The sequence below is a fragment of the Paraburkholderia translucens genome, from assembly GCF_020881035.1.
Lineage (GTDB): Bacteria > Pseudomonadota > Gammaproteobacteria > Burkholderiales > Burkholderiaceae > Paraburkholderia > Paraburkholderia translucens.
On sequence record NZ_JAJITC010000023.1, the window covers coordinates 32,747 to 53,352 of the forward strand.

The following is a 20,606-nucleotide window of genomic DNA, read 5'->3' on the forward strand; positions in this document are numbered from 1 at the left end:
AGCCGGCCAAGCGCGAAAAGCAGAACGGCGCGGGTTTTACCCCGCGCCGTTTTTTTTGCTCCGAATTACCGCTGGCGGCGTGCCCTGAAAAGCCCAGCCGCCGCATCGCAGCAATCGATCAACGCTTGCCGGTGCTGCCAAACCCGCCCGCGCCGCGTACGCTTTCCTCGAAGTCATCGACGATTTCGAACTGCGCCTGCACGACCGGCACGATCACCAGTTGCGCGAGGCGTTCCATCGGATTCAGCACGAACGTTGTATCGCCGCGATTCCACGTCGAAATCATCAGTTGGCCCTGGTAGTCGGAATCGATCAGGCCGACCAGGTTGCCGAGCACGATCCCATGCTTGTGGCCCAGACCCGAGCGCGGCAGAATCAGCGCAGCATAACCAGGGTCGCCGACGTGGATCGCGAGCCCGGTCGGCACCAGCGCGGTTTCGCCGGGTTTCAGCGTCAGCGGTTCGTCGAGGCAGGCGCGCAAATCGAGGCCCGCGCTGCCGGTCGTTGCGTAGGCGGGGAGCTGCTCGCGCATGCGCTCATCGAGAATCTTCAGTTCGAGTTTCATGCAAGTTCGATAGTGAGTGGGGTTGGGTGAAGAGGCAGGCGGCAGACCGGCAAAAGCCGGGTGATCAATCCGCTTTGTTCGAGCCGAGCTGGAACGCGTCGGCGAGCAGTTCGTAGGAGCGCAGGCGCGCGCGATAGCTGCCGGCCACGGTCAGCACGATCAGCTCGTCGGCCTGGAACTGCTGCTGCAGATCCGTGAGCCGCTCGGTCACGCTCTCGGGCGTGCCGATGATGCTGCGCGGCTTTTCCCGGTCGATCACGAGCTGTTCGCGCTCGCCATACTCCTGCGCGATGCCTTGCTCGATCGTCGGAATGGGTTCGTTCAGGCCATATGCCATCTGCAGGCGACGCAGATCGACGGCCTTTTCGAGGTCCGCGGCTTCGTGCTCGGTATCCGCGCAGATCACAAAGACCGCGGCCGCGAGATACGGATGCGACGACTCTTTGCCGGGCTGGAACCGCTCGCGATACGCCAGCGCGACCTGTTTGCCGAAATGCGCATTGATGAAATGCGCAAACGAGAAGCGGATGCCGAGCTGCGCGGCGAGCAGACCGCCGAATTCGCTGGAGCCGAGCATCCATAGTTGCGGGCGCGTCTCGACCTGCGGCTGGAGCAGGACGCCTTGCGCGAGGTGATCGTCGGGCAGCGAGCCGTGCATCAGGCCGAGCAGCTCGGCAACCTGCTGCGGAAAAATCTCGCCACGATTGTAGGTGCCAGCGGCGACCGCCTGCGCGGTACGCATGTCGCCGCCCGGCGCACGTCCGAGGCCGAGATCGACGCGGTTGGGAAACAGCGCTTCGAGCATCATGAACTGCTCGGCGACCTTGAACGGGCTGTAGTACGGCAGCATGATGCCGCCCGAGCCGATGCGAATGCGGCTCGTCACGCTGCCGAGACGCGCCAGCATCACTTCAGGGCACGGGTTCGACACGCCGCGCAGGCCGTGGTGCTCGGCGCACCAGTAGCGCGTGTAGCCGAGGTCGTCGGCGAGCTGCGCGAGTTCGACGGTCGCGGCGATCGCGTCCGCCACCGAATGACCGGCGATCACCGGGGTTTGATCGAGCACGGAGAGTAGCGTCATGACGGTAGTGCTCCAGATGATTCCGGTTGGCTATGCAAGCAGGACGGCACGGACACACATGTCCGTCGCCGTTGGCCTGCTCAGCGAAACGGACCGGGGTCGGGCGGCAGACGCTTCGCGATTTCGGTGATCAACGCGCGCGCGAGCGTCTGCTTGTCGGCGCGTGGCAGCCTGGTCGCGCCGCCTGCTTCGAACAGGATCACTTCGTTGTCGTCGAGCCCGAACGTTTGCGGACCCAGATTGCCGATCAGCAGCGGCACGTTTTTGCGCGCGCGCTTTTCCTCGCCGTGGACTTCGAGGTTGTCGCTCTCCGCGGCGAAGCCGACCGTGAACGGCGGCTTTGGCAGTCGGGCGACCGCCGCGAGGATGTCCGGATTCTCGACGAATGAAAAGCTCGGCAGCGCGCGCTCGGCAGTCTTCTTGATCTTTTGATCGCTGACGTGGTCGACGCGCCAGTCGGCCACCGCCGCGACGCCGATGAAAATGTCCGCATCCGCGACCGCGCGCATCACCGCGTCGTGCATCTGCTGCGCGGTCTGCACGTCCTCGCGCAATACGCCCCACGGCGTCTCCAGCGCGACCGGACCGGCCACCAGATGCACGTCGGCGCCCGCCTGCTGCGCGGCACGCGCGAGTGCAAAGCCCATCTTGCCGCTCGAACGATTCGTGATGCCGCGCACCGGATCGAGCGGTTCGAAGGTCGGGCCAGCGGTCAGCAGCACGCGCCGGCCGGACAGGATTTTCGCCGCGAAGAACGACGCGATCGCCTCGTAGGTCGCGGCCGCTTCGAGCATGCGGCCATCGCCGATTTCGCCGCAGGCCTGCGGGCCGGAATCGGGGCCGAGCACTTCGAGGCCGTCCGCGCGCAGTAGCGCTACGTTGCGTTGCGTGGCGGGGTTCTGCCACATCTGCCGGTTCATCGCCGGCACGACGAGCAGCGGGCAGTCGCGCGCGATGCACAGCGTCGAGAGCAGATCGTCGGCCATGCCGTGCGCGAGCTTGGCGAGGAAGTCGGTCGAGGCGGGCGCGATCACGATCGCGTCGGCTTCGCGCGACAGGTCGATGTGCGCCATGTTGTTCGGCACGCGCGCGTCCCACTGGCTTGTGTAGACCGGCCGGCCCGACAGCGCCTGCATCGTAATGGGGGTGATGAACTGGGTGGCCGCTTCGGTCATGACGACCTGCACGGTTGCGCCTGCCTTGGTCAGCAGACGCGTGAGTTCGGCGATCTTGTAGCAGGCGATGCCGCCCGTCATGCCGAGGACGAGGTGTTTGCCTGCGAGTTCTGCGGTTGCCAACGAAAGCCTCCGACAAAGCGTGATCGCGCGGCGGCGCGAGGGTGTTGCCCGTCGCCGCCGCCGCGCGTTTCAAACCGGACGCGACGCACGGCTCGCTTGACCGCAGCCGTGCGCCACCACGGCGACGTCAGCGTGTGCCGCGTACCCGCCGCAGCTCGTCGATCACGAGCAGGACCGCGCCGATCGTGATGGCGCTGTCGGCGAGATTGAACGCCGGCCAATGCCAGCCACCCACGTGGAAATCGAGGAAGTCGATCACGTGGCCGTACGCGAGCCGGTCGATCACATTGCCAAGCGCGCCGCCGAGAATCAACGCGAGCGCCGTGCAGAACATTTTCTGCCCGCTATGGCGCTTGAGCAGATAGCAGATCACGAGCGCTGCGACCACGCCGAGCGCGGTGAACGCCCAGCGCTGCCAGCCGCCCGCCATCGCGAGAAAGCTGAACGCGGCGCCGCGGTTGTACACGAGAATCAGGTTGAAGAACGGCGTGACCTCGTGCGGCACACCGTAGGCGAACACCTTGCGCACGGCGATTTTCGTCAGCTGATCGAACAGTATGACGATCAGCGCGATGCCGAGCCAGGGTGCCAGCGAGCCGCTTGCGGTGGACGTTTTCGACATGGTTCTCGCCATTATGCCGCGCTCCTCGTTTCGCCAGTGCCGAACAGATTGCTGAAGCAGCGGCCGCACAGCGACGGATGCTCGGCGTTCGCGCCAACGTCCGCGCGATAGTGCCAGCAACGCTCGCACTTCAGGTACTTCGACGCGATTACCTCGACGCTTTCATCTGCTTCGCTGTCGACCTTGACGACGTTCGCCGCCGAGGTGATCAGCACGAACTTCAGGTCTTCTCCGAGGCTCGCGAGCGCGTCGTGACGCGCGCCGCTCGCGCGGATTTCGACCTCCGCCTGCAGCGACGAGCCGATCAGGTTCGCGACCCGCGCCTCTTCGAGCGCCTTGGTCACGTCGCCGCGCACCGCGCGCAGCAGCGTCCACTTGTCGAGCAGAGCGCCCGCGTCGGGCACGGCCGGGTACGCGTGGTAGGTCTCGGTGAAGATCGTCTCGCTGTTCGGCTGGAACACCTTCCACGCTTCTTCGGCGGTGAACGACAGGAACGGCGCCATCACGCGCAGCAGGCCGTGCGCGATGTGGTAAAGCGCGGTCTGCGCCGAGCGGCGCGCGACCGAATCCGCCGCCGTGGTGTACAAGCGGTCCTTCAGCACGTCGAGGTAGAAGCCGCCCAGGTCTTCCGAGCAGAACGTCTGAAGTTTCGCGACGACCGGGTGGAACTCGTACTTCTCGTAATGCGCGAGGATGTCGTTTTGCAGGTTCGCCGACAGCGCCACCGCGTAACGGTCGATCTCGAGCCAGTCTTCGACCGGACGCGCATGCTGCGCGAAGTCGAAGTCCGACAGGTTCGCAAGCAGGAAGCGCAGCGTGTTACGGATACGGCGGTAGCTTTCCGTCACGCGCTTGAGGATTTCCTCCGAGATCGCGAGCTCGCCCGAATAGTCGGTTGACGCGATCCACAAGCGGATGATTTCCGCGCCGAGGCGGTTCGCGACTTCGTGCGGGTCGATACCGTTGCCGAGCGACTTGCTCATCTTGCGGCCTTCGCCGTCGACGGTGAAGCCGTGCGTGAGCAGTGCGTTGTAGGGCGGGCGGCCGTCGAGCATCGAGGCGGTCAGCAGCGACGAATGGAACCAGCCGCGGTGCTGGTCCGAGCCTTCGAGATACAGGTCGGCCGGGAACTGCAGCTCGTCCTTGTGCGAGCCGCGCAGCACGTGCCAGTGCGTAGTGCCCGAGTCGAACCACACGTCGAGCGTGTCGCGGTTCTTTTCGTACAGGTTCGCGTCGTCGCCGATCAGCTCGCGCGGATCGAGCGTCTGCCATGCCTCGATGCCTTCCTTCTCGACGCGTTGCGCGACCTGTTCCAGCAACTCGAGCGTGCGCGGATGCAACTCGCCGGTTTCCTTATGCACGAAGAACGCCATCGGCACACCCCACTGGCGCTGACGCGACAGCGTCCAGTCCGGCCGGTTCGCGATCATGCTGAAGAGGCGCTGCTTGCCCCACGACGGATAGAACGCCGTGTTCTCGATGCCCTCGAGCGCGGTCTCGCGTAGCGTCCTGTCGCCGTCGTTGGGCTTCACGTCCATGCCGGCGAACCACTGGGAGGTGGCGCGGTAGATGATCGGCGTCTTGTGACGCCAGCAGTGCATATAGCTGTGTGTGTACTTCTCGGTGCGCAGCAGCGAGCCGGCGCCTTGCAGCGCCTCGACGATCTGCGGATTGGCCGCCCAGATCGACAGGCCGCCGAACAGCGCGAGCGATTCGATGTAGCGGCCGTCGCCCATCACCGGGTTGATGATGTCCGAGTCGGCCATGCCGTGCGCCTTGCACGACACGAAGTCCTCCACGCCATACGCGGGCGACGAGTGCACGATGCCGGTGCCGGTCTCGGTCGTCACGTAGTCGCCGAGGTAGACCGGCGCGGTGCGCTTGTAGCCCGGATGCGCGGACGCGAGCGGGTGATTGAAGCGCAGGTTCACGAGCTTCTCGCCCGGCGTCGTCGCGACTATCGTGCCTTCGAGGCCGTACAGCTTCAGGCAGGCTTCGACGCGTTCCTCGGCGAGGATCAGCAGGCCGCGCGGCGTGTCGACGAGCGCGTAGGCGATTTCCGGGTGCAGGTTCAGCGCCTGGTTGGCGGGGATGGTCCACGGCGTGGTGGTCCAGATCACGATGCCGCCCTCGTTGCGCGGTAGCGCGGCGAGGCCGAACGCCTGCGCGGTCTTTTCCGGCTCGGCGAAACCGAACAGCACGTCGATGGTCGGATCGGTCTTGTCCTTGTACTCGACTTCCGCTTCAGCGAGCGCCGAGCCGCAGTCGAAACACCAGTTGACCGGCTTCAGGCCGCGGAACACGTAGCCCTTTTCCATGATCTTCGCGAGCGCGCGGATTTCTCCGGCTTCGTTCGCGAAGTTCATCGTCTTGTACGGATTGTCCCAGTCGCCGAGCACGCCCAGACGGCGGAAGCCCGCCTTCTGCTTCTCGATCTGCTCGGTCGCGTAGGCGCGCGCCTTCTGCATCACTTCCGCCGCGGGCAGCGATTTGCCGAACTGCTTTTCGATCTGGATTTCGATCGGCATGCCGTGGCAGTCCCAGCCCGGCACGTAAACCGCGTCAAAGCCCGCCAGGTTGCGCGCCTTGACGATCATGTCCTTCAGGATCTTGTTCACTGCGTGGCCGAGATGGATGTCGCCGTTCGCATACGGCGGGCCATCGTGCAGGATGAACTTCTTGCGGCCTTTGGAGGCGGCGCGGATCTTGTCGTAGACGTTGCGCTCCTGCCAGTCCTTGACCCATTGCGGCTCGCGCTTGGGCAGGTCGCCGCGCATCGGGAACGGCGTGTCGAGCAGGTTGACCGGGTAGCGGGACTGCGGTTTCGAATCGGCTTTCTTGTTGCTCATGATGTGGGTGGCGGTGAATTCGTTTCTATGCGTAGCGGCGCGCGGATTGCGCGCGACGCGCGAGGAGCGTGGGACGCGTCCGGCAGGCGGCTCCGTGTGCATCCCGGACGCCCTTCGATGCGCGCGGCGGCGGTCCGAGCGGCGCCGCGCGCCGGCCGGAACCGCGGCGTTTATCTAATTCGGTCGGTGGCCGAGGTGGCGAAACCGGTGGAACGGCTGCCCGGCGTGCCGGCGCCGACCGCGGCGAACCACGCGCGCGCATTGGCGACGTCGCGCGCGATAGCGGCGGTGAGCGTTTCGAGATCGACGAACTTCTCCTCGTCGCGCAGCTTCTTCAGAAATTCGACGCGCACGAGTTTGCCATACGCGTCGCCATGCCAATCGAGCAGGTGCACTTCGAGCAGCACGCGGCCGGAATCGTCGACGGTGGGGCGCAGGCCGAGGCTCGCGACGCCCGGCAGCGGTTGCTCGGCGATGCCGTGAACCTGGACGACGAAGATGCCGGCGAGCGCGGGGCGCTTGTGCGCGATCGGCAGGTTGAGCGTCGGAAAGCCGAGATCCCGGCCGAGCTTCATGCCGTGCGTGACATGGCCGCTGATCAGATAGTCTCGGCCGAGCGCGGCACGCGCCGAGTCGAGGTCGCCCGCGACCAGCGCCGCGCGCACGCCCGAGCTCGAAATGCGCGCACCGGACGGATCGGCGACCGTCGCCATCTGTTCGACTTCGAAGCCGTACCGCTTGCCGGCCGCCTGCAGCGACGCGAAATCGCCGGCGCGCTTCGCGCCGTAGCGGAAGTCGTCGCCAATCATGATCCAGCGCGCGTGCAGTCCGTTGACGATGATCCGCTCCACGAACGCGTCCGGCGACTGGCTCGCGAACGTGTGATTGAAGTGCTCGACCACGACCCGGTCGACCCCGTTGGTGCGCAGCGCCTCCAGCTTGTCGCGCAGCATCGCGATGCGCGGCGGCGCGCCGGCCGGGTTGAAGAACTCGCGCGGGTGAGGCTCGAAGGTCATCACGCAGACGGGCAGGCCACGCGCATTGGCGGCCGCGCGCACGTGAGCGAGCAGCGCCTGGTGGCCACGGTGGACACCGTCGAAGTTGCCGATGGTCAGCGCGCACGGCGCACGGCTCTCGGCATTGGGAAGGCCGCGGAAGACTCTCACGATAACGGGTTGCAGCGGTTGCAATAGGGGCGCGGCCAGGGTGCCGCAAAACAATCGATTATAAACGCTCGGCGCAACAGACGGCTGCGCGGTCCCGGTCCGGCGATTGCCGAATGATAAAATCCGCGCATGAAAAAACTCGTCATCCTGATTTCCGGACGGGGCAGCAACATGGAAGCCATCGTGCGCACCTGCGCAATTGAGGGCTGGGCGGCGCGGGTCGCCGCCGTGATTGCCAACCGTCCCGATGCCGCGGGGCTTGCCTTCGCGGCGTCGCGTGGCATCGCAACGGCGGTGGTTGACCATCGCCAGTTTCCGGATCGCGACAGCTTCGATGCGGCACTCGCCGAGCAGATCGACGCGTTCGAGCCGGACCTCGTCGTGCTCGCCGGCTTCATGCGCGTGCTGAGCGCGCGCTTCGTCGACCATTACGCCGGACGCATGCTGAACGTGCACCCATCATTGCTGCCGAGCTTCCCGGGCCTGAAGACCCACCAGCAGGCGCTCGACGCCGGCGTGCGGTTCCACGGCGCGTCGGTGCATTTTGTCACATCAAAGCTCGATCACGGGCCGATCGTCGTGCAGTCGGCGGTGCCCGTCGAGGCGGGCGATACCGCTGAAACGCTCGCCGCACGCGTGCTCGCGACCGAGCACATCATTTATCCACGCGCGGTGCGCTGGTTCGTCGAAGGGCGTCTCGCTCTGGACGGCTCGCGCGTCACGCTTACGCCGTCGGAGCCGCAATGGCTCTTTGCCGGTCACACCGCCGGAGAGGGCGCATGAGATTGCATGGTTTCCTGATTGGACAAACTGAAACGCTACTGGCCGAAGTGCTGCGGCTGAACGGCCCCGCCGACGCCACCACGAGCCGGTTCTTCCGCGCGCATCCGAAGCTCGGCCACGCCGAGCGCGGCGTGATCGCCGAGGCGGTGTTCGCGGTGCTGCGGCGCCGGATGGAGTTCGCGCATCTCGCAGAAAGCGGCACCGGTAATCCGGCGCGCCGCATGGCACTGCTGGGCCTGATGCAGACGGTCGGACGCTCGGCGCTCAAGCCGTTCGTCACGGAGGCCGAGGCGACTTGGCTCGAGCATGTGTCGAAGATCGACCCCGAAAACCTGCCGCTGCGGATTCGCCTGAATTTGCCCGACTGGATCTGCCAGGCGCTGAGCACGCGCTTCGGGGCCGCCGAGCTCGCGCAACTGGCCGCCGCGTTGAACTACCCGGCGCCGCTCGATCTGCGCGCGAACCCGATCAAGGCGAGCCGCGACGACGTGCTGGGGGCGCTGTCGAAGGCGGGCATCGAGGCGGGCGCGACGCCGTTCGCGCCGCTCGGCGTACGCGTGGTCGGCAAGCCGGCGCTCACGAGGCTCGACGCGTTCCAGCAGGGCTGGCTCGAAGTGCAGGACGAGGGCAGTCAGCTGCTGTGCTCGCTGGTCGCGCCACGGCGCGGCGAGATGATCGTCGATTTCTGCGCGGGCGCGGGCGGCAAGACGCTGGCGCTCGGGGCGGCGATGCGCTCGACCGGCCGGCTCTACGCGTTCGACATCTCCGAGCGGCGTCTCGCGAAGCTGAAACCGCGCCTCGCGCGCAGCGGCCTGTCGAACGTGAATCCGGTGCTGATCGACAGTGAACACGACGCGAAGATCAAGCGTCTGGCCGGCAAGATCGACCGGGTGCTCGTCGATGCGCCGTGCAGCGGCCTCGGTACGCTGCGCCGCAATCCGGACCTGAAGTGGCGCCAGTCGCCGGAATCGGTCGCCGAGCTGGCGCCGAAGCAGGCGTCGATTCTCGCGAGCGCGGCGCGTCTCGTGAAGAAGGGCGGGCGGCTCGTCTATGCAACATGCTCGATTCTCGAAGCGGAAAATGAGGCGATCGTGCAGCAGTTCCTCGCCGATCACCCGGACTTCACGCTCGTGCCCGTGCGCGACGTGCTCGCCGAGCAGCGCATCGAGCTCGAGATGGGTGACTACCTGTCTCTGTGGCCGCACCGCCACGCGACCGACGGTTTCTTCGCCGCGGTGCTCGAGCGCCAGAGCTAGGCAGCCGGCTTCAGGCCGGCGCGCGCGAATTAGCAGACGAATCCGCATGTGCCGGCCAATTCGGGGACATCCATGAACCCCACCCGTCATCGTCGGTCCGACAAGCGGCGCAATGCCGCATCCGGTCACAATGACCGACTTTGCGCTCGATCCGACGGCCGATTCCATGCTCGGGCCCGCCGACGGAGGGGCCAGCCACCCGCGCTGACGCTCGTTTGGCGTCGCGCCGCGACAGTCGCTATGGATTGACAACGCACAAAAAATCCCTAGTTGTTACAAACACTTGGGAGGCTTCAAGTAGAATGTCGTCCTATTCCTCTGTATGCTTTCACTTTCTTGACACACGCGGCGCGTGTGGTCCGTACCTCTTGTTCTGCAGGTAACTTACCTTGTTGAATTCCTTGCTCGATTTCCTTGTCCATGGCCTGCTGCATTTCTCGTGGTGGCAGCTGGTCGTGTATACCCTGATCGTCACGCACATCACGATCATCGGCGTGACCGTCTATCTGCATCGCTGCCAGGCGCATCGCGCGCTGGATCTGCACCCAATCGCCAGTCATTTTTTCCGTTTCTGGCTGTGGATGACCACTGGCATGCTGACCGGCCAATGGGCCGCGATTCATCGCAAGCACCACGCGAAGTGCGAGACCGAGGAGGATCCGCACAGCCCGCAGACGCGCGGCATCTGGAAAGTGCTGCTCGAGGGCGCTGAGCTTTATCGTGCTGAAGCGAAAAACGAAGAGACGATGCGCAAGTTCAGCCACGGCACGCCGAACGACTGGATAGAGCACAACGTCTACACGAAGTATCCGATTCTCGGCGTGAGCCTGATGATGGTCATCAACGTCGCGCTTTTCGGCGTGGTCGGCCTGACCATCTGGGCCGTGCAAATGGTGTGGATTCCGTTCTGGGCCGCCGGCGTGGTCAACGGTCTCGGACACTTCTGGGGCTATCGCAACTTCAATTCGTCGGATGCAAGCACCAACCTCTTGCCTTGGGGCATCATCATCGGCGGCGAGGAGCTGCACAACAACCACCACACGTACGCGACGTCGGCGAAGCTGTCGAACAAGTGGTACGAGTTCGACATCGGCTGGATGTACATCCGCATCATGCAGGCGCTTCGTCTGGCCAAGGTGAAGAAGATCGCGCCGACGCCGCATTTGACCACCGGCAAGCTCGTGCTCGATCAGGACACGCTGCAGGCCGTGCTGGCGAACCGCTATGAAGTGATGGCGCGTTACGCGAAGGCGATCAAGCGTGCCTACCGGCAGGAGCTTGCGCATCTGAAGGAAGTCGGTGCGCGCGAAAAGTATCAGGTAATGCGTGGCGCGCGTAGCTGGTTCCACAAGGAAGAAGCGGGCCTGAACGAGCCGCAGAAGCGCCAGCTGCCGCAGATTTTCGCGAACAGCCAGAAATTGAAGACCTACATCGACATGCGCAACGAACTCGCGTCGATGTGGGAGCGTTCCAACGCGTCGCGCGAGCAACTGCTGGCGCAGTTGCAGGACTGGTGTCATCGCGCAGAGCAAAGCGGTATCAAGGCGCTGCAAGACTTCGCGCTGCGACTGCGTCGATATGCCTGAAATCCATTAAAATTCAAGAACGTCACAAAACCCCGCGTTGGCGGGGTTTTGCATTTTTGGGCAGTGGAAAACCATCGCATCGACAGCGCGAGTGGCAAGCCGCGGCGGCAAGGTGAGGGCAGAGGACATGATGGAGCAGCAGGCGATCAGGACCGTCGAATACGATCGGCCTCAGGCGCAGGGCACGACCTGCGGGATCGGACAGGCGTGGGCGAAGGTGCCTCAGACGCCGTCGGCGGAAGAGAAGCGGGCGCTGAAGGCGCGCATTCGCGCGTTGCTCGAGCGCGAGAAAGCGGTGCTCGTCGCGCACTATTATGTCGACGCAGAATTGCAGGAACTCGCCGACGAAACCGGCGGCTGCGTGGCCGATTCGCTGGAAATGGCGCGTTTCGGGCGTGATCACGACGCCCAGACGCTGGTGGTCGCGGGCGTGCGCTTCATGGGTGAGACCGCGAAAATTCTCAGTCCCGACAAGCGCATCCTGATGCCGGATCTGGATGCGACCTGTTCGCTCGACCTTGGCTGTCCGATCGACGAGTTCTCGGCATTCTGCGACGCGCACCCAGACCGCACCGTGGTCGTGTACGCGAACACGAGCGCAGCCGTGAAGGCGCGGGCTGACTGGATGGTGACGTCGTCGATCGGGCTGGAGATCGTTGCCGATCTGCATGCGCGCGGCGAGAAGATCATCTGGGCGCCGGACCGTCATCTCGGCAGCTACATTCAGGGCAAGACCGGCGCGGACATGCTGATGTGGCAGGGCTCGTGCCTCGTGCACGACGAGTTCAAGGGCATCGAGCTCGATCTGCTGCGCGCCGAGTATCCCGGCGCGAAGGTGCTCGTGCATCCGGAGTCGCCGGCCAGCGTGGTAGCGCAGGCGGATGTGGTCGGCTCGACCACGCAACTGATCGCTGCCGCGCAGAAGCTCGATGCGACGCATTTCATCGTTGCGACCGACCTCGGGATCCTCCACAAGATGCAACTCGCCGCGCCCGGCAAGACGCTGATCGCCGCGCCGACGGCCGGCAACAGCGCGACCTGCAAGAGCTGCGCGCATTGTCCGTGGATGGCGATGAACGGCCTGGCGAGTCTGGCTGACGTGCTCGAGCGCGGCCACAACGAGATTTCCGTCGATCGCGCGATCGGCGCGCGCGCGCGTCTACCGATCGATCGCATGCTCGACTTCGCGGCACGTCACAAGAAGCGCGTGCAGGCAAGCGGCGACCTTGCGCGTGACGCGCAACTGTATTCGAACGTGGGGGCTGCGTAATGACGGTAGTGGAGAAGGCGCTCGAGCAGGCATCGGCGCGCGAAGGGTCCGACGCAGTGTCACCGCTTTTCGCGGAGATTCGCGCGCAATACGGCGCGGCGTTCGACGCGGCGCTCGCGCGCAACGTCGCCGATGCGCTCACCGAAGACATCGGCAGCGGCGACCAGACGGGCCGTCTCGTGCCTGCGGATGAGGTGCGCAACGCGCGCATCATCGTGCGCGAGGACGCGGTGCTGTGCGGCGTGCCGTGGTTCGATGCAGTGATGCGCTCAGTCGATCCGCGCATCGAAGTTCAATGGCGTTACCGTGAGGGCGAGCGCATGGGCGCCGACACGACGGTGTGCGATCTGCGCGGGCCGGCGCGCGCACTGCTCACTGCCGAGCGCAACGCGATGAATTTCCTGCAGTTGCTGTCCGGCGTGGCGAGCGCAACGCGCCGCTATGTCGACGCAATCGCTCACACGCGCACGCGCGTTCTCGATACGCGCAAGACGCTGCCGGGTTTGCGGCTGGCGCAGAAGTACGCGGTGCGCGTGGGCGGCGGTGCGAATCAGCGGCTCGCGCTGTACGACGGCATTCTGATCAAGGAAAACCACATTGCCGCTGCCGGCGGCGTAGGTGCGGCAATGGACGCGGCGCTTGCGCTGGATGCGGGCGTACCGATCCAGATCGAGGTTGAAACGCTCGAGCAATTGGAAATCGCGCTCGCGCATGGCGCCCAGTCGATTTTGCTCGACAACTTCTCGTTCGACATGATGCGCGATGCGGTCCGTAGCACGGCGGGGCGCGCGGTGCTCGAGGTGTCCGGCGGCGTGAACTTCGAGACCGTGCGTACCATCGCGGAGACGGGCGTGGATCGCGTGTCGATCGGCGCGCTGACCAAGGACGTACGCGCGACCGACTACTCGATGCGGATCGTTTGAGCCGCGCGCAATTGGCGCATCAGCCAGCGCTCGTGATCACTGAACAAGGCCATTGCCGGAGTTTTCCGGCAATGGCCTTGTCGTTTGCCGCGCCGTTTCCGTGCGTGTTTCGGCGCAATGCCGTCAGGCATTCGGCCTGCGCACATACTTCGGCGACAGAACTGTCGGCAGCGCCTTGGGCAATGCATCCGGCCAGTCGCGGCTGAAGTGCAGGCCGCGGCTTTCCCGCCGCGACCGCGCGCCTTCGACGATCAGCGACGCCACGTCGACCAGGTTGCGCAGCTCCAGCAAATCGCGACTCACCTTGAAGTTCGCGTAGTACTCGTGGATCTCGTCGCGCAGCAGCGCGAGCCGATGCTTCGCGCGCTCGAGCCGCTTGTCGGTACGCACGATACCGACGTAGTTCCACATCAGCCGGCGCAGTTCATCCCAGTTGTGCGCGACCACGACTTCCTCGTCCGGATCGGACACGCGGCTTTCGTCCCAGTCCGGCAACGGCGCGTGGACGGCCGCGGTGAAGCCCTCCGCTTCGATCGCCTCGGCGGCCGAGCGGCCAATCACGAGGCATTCGAGCAGGGAATTGCTGGCGAGCCGATTCGCGCCGTGCAGCCCCGTGCAGGATGTCTCGCCGACCGCATAGAGGCCCGCTAGATCGGTGCGACCCGCCAGATCGGTGACGACCCCGCCACATGTGTAATGCGCGGCCGGCACGACCGGAATCGGCTCTTTCGTGATGTCGATTCCGAACTCGAGGCAGCGGGCGAGGATCGTCGGGAAATGCTCTTGCAGAAACTGGGCTGGCTGGTGGCTGATGTCGAGATACACGCAATCGATGCCCCGTTTCTTGATCTCGAAGTCGATCGCCCGCGCGACGATATCGCGCGGCGCGAGCTCGGCGCGCTCGTCGTGATTGGGCATGAAGCGCGTGCCGTCGGGCAGCTTCAGGATGCCGCCTTCGCCGCGTACGGCCTCTGAAATCAGGAACGACTTCGCGTACGGGTGGAACAGGCAGGTCGGATGGAACTGGATGAATTCCATGTTCGACACGCGGCAGCCTGCGCGCCACGCCATTGCGATGCCGTCGCCGGTCGCGGTGTCCGGGTTCGTCGTGTACAGATAGACCTTGCCGGCGCCGCCGGTTGCGAGCACTGTATGCGGCGCTTCGATCGTGATGGTGCGGCCGCTTTGCAAATCGAGCGCATACAAGCCATGGCAGCGGCGCCCGGGCAGGCCGAGGCGCTCGGACGTGATGAGGTCGATCGCGTGATGGTCTTCGAACAGCGTGATGTTCGGATGATGGCGCACCTGCTCGTTGAGCGTCGCGACGACCGCGTGGCCGGTCGCATCGGCTGCATGAATGATCCTGCGATGGCTATGACCGCCTTCGCGCGTCAGATGGAAGCCCAATTCGGCATCGTCGTCCTTCGTGAACGGCACGCCCTGTTCGATCAGCCATTCGATCGCGGCGCGCCCACGCTCTACGATATAGCGCGTCGCGGCCTCGTCGCACAGGCCGCCACCCGCGATCAGCGTGTCGCGCACATGATTCTCGACGCTGTCTGCTGAATCGAGCACCGCAGCGATGCCGCCTTGTGCCCAGTCGCTCGCGCCCTCGGTCAGCGACCGTTTGGCGATCACAGCAACTCGCCGCGTCTGCGCGAGGTTGAGCGCGACGCTCAAACCGGCGAGACCGCTACCGACAATCGCCACATCGAATTCCATTGCCCACATCTCCCTCTTTCGTTTTGCGATGACGGCGCGCGATCCGCGCGCCGCGAAAACGATAAAGGATACGCGCCGTGACGCTTTGGCGAAAGCTGGCCAAACGGAATCGGGCGATTCGCGTGCGTTGCAGTGATACCGCGAGGTCCGCGCAAAAACAAAAAAGCCTCGCAGGGATGCGAGGCTTTTCGTGTTTTTGCCTTCGTCAGGCTGGACAGCCAAGATTACTTGATCTTGGTTTCCTTGTAGTCAACGTGCTTGCGGATGACCGGATCAAATTTCTTGATCAGCATCTTTTCCGGCATGTTGCGTTTGTTCTTCGTGGTCGTGTAGAAGTGACCCGTGCCTGCGGTCGATTCCAGCTTGATCTTGTCGCGTGCGCCTTTCGCCATGATTTACTCCTTAGGCTTCACCGCGTGCGCGCAGGTCTGCGAGCACAGCGTCGATACCGTTCTTGTCGATGAGGCGCAGGCCGGCGTTCGAAACGCGCAGACGCACCCAACGGTTTTCGCTTTCCACCCAGATACGGCGGTTTTGCAGGTTCGGCAGGAACCGGCGCTTGGTCTTGTTGTTCGCGTGGGAAACGTTGTTGCCGCTCATCGGCGCTTTCCCAGTTACTTGGCATACGCGTGCCATGAGAGCACTCCTAATACGCTAATTCTGAGTTCGAACGCCGTGAAAGTTTCCCGAAAAGAGCCGCGCTGAAGGTGCACGAAGCTGCGCCGACGTTGAATCGATGCACTCGCTACCACAGCCGCCTGACCTTTGCGGAACGCCTTGGTGGCTTCGGAACAGGGGGTTGGAAATAGGCAAACCGGGATTCTAGCAGAAAAAAAGCCGCAAAATCAAACCTTATTTGTGACGCCGGGGACGGTGCCGTGCGGCGGGCTTTCCGCTTCCCACGCCCGATCGGGCTTGCGCGCGAGCCTTGGCCAACCGGCGCGGGCGAAGGAGTATACGCTGTCTGCGCCGATCACCAGGTGATCGATCAACTGCACGTCGACGAGCGCGAGCGCGTCGCGCAGCGTCTGCGTGAGGTGACAGTCGCTTGCGCTCGGCTCTACGGCGCCGGACGGATGATTGTGCGCGACGATCAGGCTGGCCGCGTTCGCGGCGAGCGCCCGCCGCACGATCTCGCGCGGATAGACGGCCATACGCGTGAGTGAGCCGCGTGCGCTCTCCTCGCAGCGGATGAGTCGATGCCGGGCGTCGAGAAACAGCGACACGAATACCTCCTGTGGCTGTCCGCCGATCAGAAGGCGCAGATAGCTTTCGACCGCTTCAGGCGAATTCATCAACGGGCGCTTGCGCATCCTGTCGACGAGCGAGCGGCGCGCCATTTCCATGATCGCGAGCAATTGCGCCTTCTTCGCTGGACCCATGCCGCGGACGCCGTCGAAGTCCTCGTAAGTCGCGTCGAGCATCGCGCGCAGCGAGCCGAAGCGCTCGAGCAGCGCCCGTGCCACGCTGAACACGTCGTGGCCGGGCAGGCCGGAGCCGAGCACGAGCGCGATCATTTCGGTGTCCGACAGCACGCCGGGCCCCTGGTTGATCAGCCGCTCGCGCGGCATGTCGCGCCGCAGCCATTTGCCGCGGACCAGTTGCCGCCGGCCGCGGGCGTTTGAACCGGCGGCTTCCGAGGAGGGCCTGGCCGACCCGTGCGCGGCCGCTTTTGCGCCGTCACTGGCGCGTGCCCTTGCCGCCGGTCGCGCCGTTGCTGCAGTGCCTTCGTCGATTGTGCTGGCGAAATCAGCCATATATGTTGAGTCCTCCGCGTAAGGTTGGCGGCGCAACGCGCCGCACGGGCCGTGCCGTCCTCGCGCGCGACGGACTCAAGCCGGCGCTCGCTAGGTGGCTTACAATAGACACTTTGCGCACGGCACGCCCACGGTTTGCCACACGCGTCGACTGCGCCCTCGGCGCACGCGTGCAGCGCGCTTCGACTGAGCGAGCATTGCATGAGCATCATCGATATTTCCGAGGTGAAACCCGGTTCACACGTCACGCTGCATTACCGGCTCTCCCTTGCCGATGGCGCCGAAGTGATCAACACGTTCAACGACAAGCCGGCCACGCTGCTGCTCGGCGCCGGTCAACTGGCGCCGCCGCTGGAAGATATTTTGCTGGGTTTGAAGGCCGGCCACCATTCGACCTTTCAGCTACCGCCCGGGCAGGCGTTCGGTCCGCGCAACCCGGACCTGATCCAGCGCGTGTCCCTCGCCACGCTGCGGGAGAACAGCATGATCGGCGAGGATTTTTCGCCGGGTGATCTGGTCGAATTCAACGCGCCGGGTGGCGGGCGCTATGCCGGCGTGCTGAAGGAAGTCGGCGAAACGTCGGCCCTGTTCGATTTCAATCACCCGCTTGCCGGCCAGGCGCTGGCGTTCGAAGTGAAAATCATCGGGATTCTGTAAACATGAGCATCACGGATACGACTCTCGCCGAAGCGGAGATCCTGCTGGCCCAGCCACGCGGGTTCTGCGCCGGCGTCGACCGGGCGATCGAGATCGTCGAGCGGGCCATCAAGCTGTATGGCTCGCCGATCTACGTGCGTCACGAAATCGTCCATAACGCCTATGTGGTCGAAGATCTGCGCAAGAAGGGGGCGATCTTCATCGAGAACCTGGATGAAGTGCCGGCGGGCAACACGGTGATCTTCAGCGCGCACGGCGTGTCGAAGGCGGTGCGCTCGGAGGCGGAGTCGCGCGGGCTGCGAGTGTACGACGCCACCTGCCCGCTCGTGACCAAGGTGCATATCGAAGTCGCGAAGATGCGCCAGGATGGTTTCGATATCGTCATGATCGGCCACAAGGGCCACCCGGAAGTCGAAGGCACGATGGGGCAGGCGGCCGAGGGCATGCATCTGGTCGAGGACATCGAGGACGTGCAGGCGTTGCAGCTCGACGATCCCGAGCGGATCGCGTTCGTCACGCAAACCACGCTGTCGGTCGACGACGCCGCCGAGATCATAGGTGCGCTGAAGACCAAGTACCCGTCCATCCGTGAGCCGAAGAAGCAGGACATTTGCTACGCCACGCAGAACCGACAGGACGCCGTGAAGTTCATGGCGCCGAAGTGCGACGTGGTGGTCGTCGTGGGCAGTCCCAATAGTTCCAATTCGAACCGCTTGCGCGAGCTTGCCGAAAAGCTCGGCGTTCCGGCCTATATGGTCGATTCCCCCGATCAGATCGATCCGGTCTGGGTCGAGGGCAAGCGTCGCATCGGCGTGACTGCCGGCGCGTCGGCGCCGGAAGTGCTGGCACAGGCGGTAATTGCGCGCCTGCGCGAACTAGGCGTGCGCAATGTGCGCGCGCTCGAGGGCATCGAGGAAAACATCGCGTTTCCGCTGCCGCGCGGGCTCGGTTTGCCCGCCTGACGATCCGTTAGCCAGGTTGAAAGGAAGGCGCGCCCGAGGGCGCGCTTTTTTTATGCATCGGGCCGGTTCAGCCGCCGCGTGAATTAAGTGCCCCAACAGCGGAATTCGTCGAATTCCGGTGCTCGCGCGAAATTATTTTGAATTGCGATCCGGTTCCTTATTGAATTTCGCGTGAAGCGTCCCCGTTTTGAGCCGGCCGAATGCGAGCGAAGAATTAATCGTGCGCTGAATTTGTGCGAACTCCCGACGTGCAGCCAAAAGGTTATAGCGAACGCAAAGCCCCAGCCCATCCGGCGCTCGGGTCGGTCGCCCACGACGCCTTAGCCAGGCGGGCTCTGCGTCGGTGCAACTGATGCACAGAAATGAATCGCAACCGGGTTGCGCTTTTTGCTGGTTTTGGCTTTCAAAACGAGGTTGCAATGCAGGAAAACCCCACCGGTTCAACAATATTGCCACCCGCATAATTGGAGTTACAATGCGCGCGTTCTCAAGGCCCTGAGGTCCTGAACAGTGGATTTTGCAAGGCGCAGGAGACCTTACTTGATGCGAGTCAAATTTGCTTACGCCGTGTCCATCGCGGCCACGGTTGCGATGCTGACCGCGTGCGGCAAGAACCCGAGTGGCGAAGCGGGAACGGCGGCTTCGGCCGCTGCGGTCGCCGCGGCGAGCGAAGCGACTATCGTGAAGATTGGTCATGCGGCTCCGTTGACGGGCGGCATCGCGCATCTGGGCAAGGACAACGAAAATGGGGCGCGCCTCGCTGTCGAGGAAATCAATGCGCAGGGTCTGACGATCGACGGTCGCAAGATCCAGCTGCAGCTCGACGCACAGGACGATGCGGCGGACCCGAAGACCGGCACCGCCGTTGCGCAGAAGCTGGTCGACGATCACGTGGCCGCGGTGATCGGGCACCTGAACTCCGGAGTCTCGATTCCGGCGTCGAAGATCTACAGCGACGCGAGCATCGTGGAGATTTCGCCGTCGTCGACCAATCCTGCGTATACGCAGCAAGGGTTCAAGACCACCTATCGGGTGGTCGCCACCGACGCGCAGCAGGGTCCGGCGCTCGCCAATTACGCGACCAAGGCGCTGGGCGCCAAACGCATTGCGGTCGTGGACGATGCGACTGCCTACGGCAAGGGTCTCGCGGACGAGTTCGCGAAGACCGCCGGGGCGAGCGGCGCGAAGATCATCGCGCGGGAGGCGACGAACGACAAGGCCACGGATTTCCGGGCCATTCTCACGAAGATCAAGAGTGTTCAGCCGGACGTCATCATGTTCGGCGGCATGGACGCGACGGGCGGGCCGTTTACGAAGCAGGCGGCGGCGCTCGGCATCAGGGCAAAAATCCTTGGCGGCGACGGTGTGTGTACCGACAAGGTAGGTGAGCTGGCGGGTACCGCCGTGCAAAACCTGGTCTGTTCGGAAGCAGGGCTGGCGCTTTCGAAAATGACCAATGGAGCGGACTTCGAAAAGAAGTACGAGGACCGCTTCCACACGCCGGTGCAGATTTACGCGCCGTTCACGTATGACGCTGTGTACGTGATCGTCGATGCAATGAAGCGCGCCAATTCGATCGAGGCGCCCAAGGTGCTGGCTGCGATGCCTTCGACCGATTACAACGGGGTAATCGGCCACATCGCGTTCGACGACAAGGGTGATTTGAAAGAGGGCGCCATCACGCTCTACGACTTCAAGGACGGCAAGAAGGCAGTGCTCGACGTCGTAAAGATGTGATGACGGGATATTCGGGCTGACGGCACCGACACCATCCAACGGTGCCGTTTTTGCATCCGTCCAAGGGGAGCCTGCGACCGCATCACGGTCGTCAGGGCGAGCCGGAAGCGGATAACCCTTATCGGTCTTTTACATCAGTACCCGCAGTGCCGTTGAGATTCGTAGCGCATCCCCGCCTACCGGCAGATGAAAAACGCGAATCCAGTCGCACGGGCTAAGGAGCAATAAATGGATATCTTCATCCAGCAGATCCTGAATGGACTGGTGCTTGGCAGTGTCTACGCCATCATCGCACTGGGCTACACGATGGTTTACGGCATTCTGGGCATCATCAACTTCGCTCACGGCGATGTGTTGATGGTGGGCGCGATG

The 20,606-nt window shown here is 64.2% G+C and carries 19 protein-coding genes; 9 read left to right on the forward strand and 10 right to left on the reverse strand.

Annotated elements, in window-relative coordinates; translation table 11 throughout:
• Positions 1-118: 118 nt before the first annotated feature.
• From dut to LJ655_RS28030, 6 genes are all read right to left on the reverse strand, one after another.
• Positions 119-565 carry a dUTP diphosphatase gene (gene dut / locus LJ655_RS28005; protein WP_230564411.1) on the reverse strand — a complete coding sequence of 149 codons (447 nt, stop codon included), beginning with the start codon at positions 563-565 and terminating at the stop codon, positions 119-121.
• A 64-nt stretch (positions 566-629) separates the two neighbouring features.
• Positions 630-1,646 (reverse strand): LLM class flavin-dependent oxidoreductase, encoded by a 1,017-nt coding sequence (locus LJ655_RS28010; RefSeq protein WP_230564412.1) that lies wholly within the window; start codon positions 1,644-1,646, stop codon positions 630-632.
• An 80-nt stretch (positions 1,647-1,726) separates the two neighbouring features.
• A complete protein-coding gene (coaBC, locus tag LJ655_RS28015) occupies positions 1,727-2,944 on the reverse strand; it encodes a bifunctional phosphopantothenoylcysteine decarboxylase/phosphopantothenate--cysteine ligase CoaBC (protein WP_230564413.1) in 1,218 nt (405 codons plus the stop codon).
• A gap of 127 nt (positions 2,945-3,071) precedes the next feature.
• Entirely contained in the window at positions 3,072-3,578 is a 507-nt protein-coding gene (lspA, locus tag LJ655_RS28020; protein WP_230564414.1) for a signal peptidase II, read from the reverse strand.
• Positions 3,578-6,415: an isoleucine--tRNA ligase gene (gene ileS, locus LJ655_RS28025; protein WP_230564415.1), complete on the reverse strand. Its 2,838-nt coding sequence runs from the start codon at positions 6,413-6,415 to the stop codon at positions 3,578-3,580. The genes lspA and ileS overlap by 1 nt, the downstream gene beginning before the upstream one ends.
• A gap of 170 nt (positions 6,416-6,585) precedes the next feature.
• On the reverse strand, positions 6,586-7,581 hold the full coding sequence (locus LJ655_RS28030; protein ID WP_230564416.1) for a bifunctional riboflavin kinase/FAD synthetase: 996 nt from the start codon (positions 7,579-7,581) through the stop codon (positions 6,586-6,588).
• 129 nt (positions 7,582-7,710) lie between these two features.
• Between LJ655_RS28030 and purN the strand changes: the two genes are divergently transcribed.
• The 5 genes from purN to nadC all read left to right on the forward strand — a co-directional run bounded on the left by purN (position 7,711) and on the right by nadC (position 13,399).
• Complete coding sequence (gene purN, locus LJ655_RS28035; protein ID WP_230564417.1) at positions 7,711-8,364, forward strand: phosphoribosylglycinamide formyltransferase; 654 nt, start codon at positions 7,711-7,713, stop codon at positions 8,362-8,364.
• Positions 8,361-9,620 carry an RsmB/NOP family class I SAM-dependent RNA methyltransferase gene (locus LJ655_RS28040; RefSeq protein WP_230564418.1) on the forward strand — a complete coding sequence of 420 codons (1,260 nt, stop codon included), beginning with the start codon at positions 8,361-8,363 and terminating at the stop codon, positions 9,618-9,620. Before purN ends, LJ655_RS28040 begins: the two co-directional genes overlap by 4 nt.
• Positions 9,621-10,009: 389 nt before the next feature.
• Complete coding sequence (locus LJ655_RS28045) at positions 10,010-11,206, forward strand: DesA family fatty acid desaturase (protein WP_230564419.1); 1,197 nt, start codon at positions 10,010-10,012, stop codon at positions 11,204-11,206.
• A 130-nt stretch (positions 11,207-11,336) separates the two neighbouring features.
• On the forward strand, positions 11,337-12,476 hold the full coding sequence (gene nadA / locus LJ655_RS28050) for a quinolinate synthase NadA (RefSeq protein ID WP_230564428.1): 1,140 nt from the start codon (positions 11,337-11,339) through the stop codon (positions 12,474-12,476).
• Complete coding sequence (gene nadC / locus LJ655_RS28055; RefSeq protein ID WP_230564420.1) at positions 12,476-13,399, forward strand: carboxylating nicotinate-nucleotide diphosphorylase; 924 nt, start codon at positions 12,476-12,478, stop codon at positions 13,397-13,399. Before nadA ends, nadC begins: the two co-directional genes overlap by 1 nt.
• A gap of 123 nt (positions 13,400-13,522) precedes the next feature.
• Here the strand turns inward: nadC and nadB are convergent, their stop codons facing one another.
• From nadB to radC, 4 genes are all read right to left on the reverse strand, one after another.
• Positions 13,523-15,121, reverse strand: a complete 1,599-nt coding sequence (nadB, locus tag LJ655_RS28060) for an L-aspartate oxidase (protein ID WP_230564421.1) — start codon at positions 15,119-15,121, stop codon at positions 13,523-13,525.
• A gap of 224 nt (positions 15,122-15,345) precedes the next feature.
• Positions 15,346-15,513: a 50S ribosomal protein L33 gene (gene rpmG / locus LJ655_RS28065; protein WP_008919555.1), complete on the reverse strand. Its 168-nt coding sequence runs from the start codon at positions 15,511-15,513 to the stop codon at positions 15,346-15,348.
• A 10-nt stretch (positions 15,514-15,523) separates the two neighbouring features.
• Complete coding sequence (gene rpmB, locus LJ655_RS28070) at positions 15,524-15,757, reverse strand: 50S ribosomal protein L28 (protein ID WP_007180631.1); 234 nt, start codon at positions 15,755-15,757, stop codon at positions 15,524-15,526.
• A 209-nt stretch (positions 15,758-15,966) separates the two neighbouring features.
• Positions 15,967-16,878: a RadC family protein gene (gene radC, locus LJ655_RS28075; RefSeq protein ID WP_230564422.1), complete on the reverse strand. Its 912-nt coding sequence runs from the start codon at positions 16,876-16,878 to the stop codon at positions 15,967-15,969.
• A 201-nt stretch (positions 16,879-17,079) separates the two neighbouring features.
• Between radC and LJ655_RS28080 the strand changes: the two genes are divergently transcribed.
• The 4 genes from LJ655_RS28080 to LJ655_RS28095 form a co-directional block, all read left to right on the forward strand.
• Complete coding sequence (locus LJ655_RS28080; protein ID WP_230564423.1) at positions 17,080-17,535, forward strand: FKBP-type peptidyl-prolyl cis-trans isomerase; 456 nt, start codon at positions 17,080-17,082, stop codon at positions 17,533-17,535.
• 2 nt (positions 17,536-17,537) lie between these two features.
• A complete protein-coding gene (gene ispH / locus LJ655_RS28085) occupies positions 17,538-18,497 on the forward strand; it encodes a 4-hydroxy-3-methylbut-2-enyl diphosphate reductase (RefSeq protein WP_230564424.1) in 960 nt (319 codons plus the stop codon).
• A gap of 543 nt (positions 18,498-19,040) precedes the next feature.
• On the forward strand, positions 19,041-20,234 hold the full coding sequence (locus LJ655_RS28090) for a branched-chain amino acid ABC transporter substrate-binding protein (RefSeq protein ID WP_230564425.1): 1,194 nt from the start codon (positions 19,041-19,043) through the stop codon (positions 20,232-20,234).
• A gap of 228 nt (positions 20,235-20,462) precedes the next feature.
• A partial coding sequence (locus LJ655_RS28095; RefSeq protein ID WP_413232143.1) for an ABC transporter permease subunit occupies positions 20,463-20,606 on the forward strand: 144 nt, incomplete at its 3' end.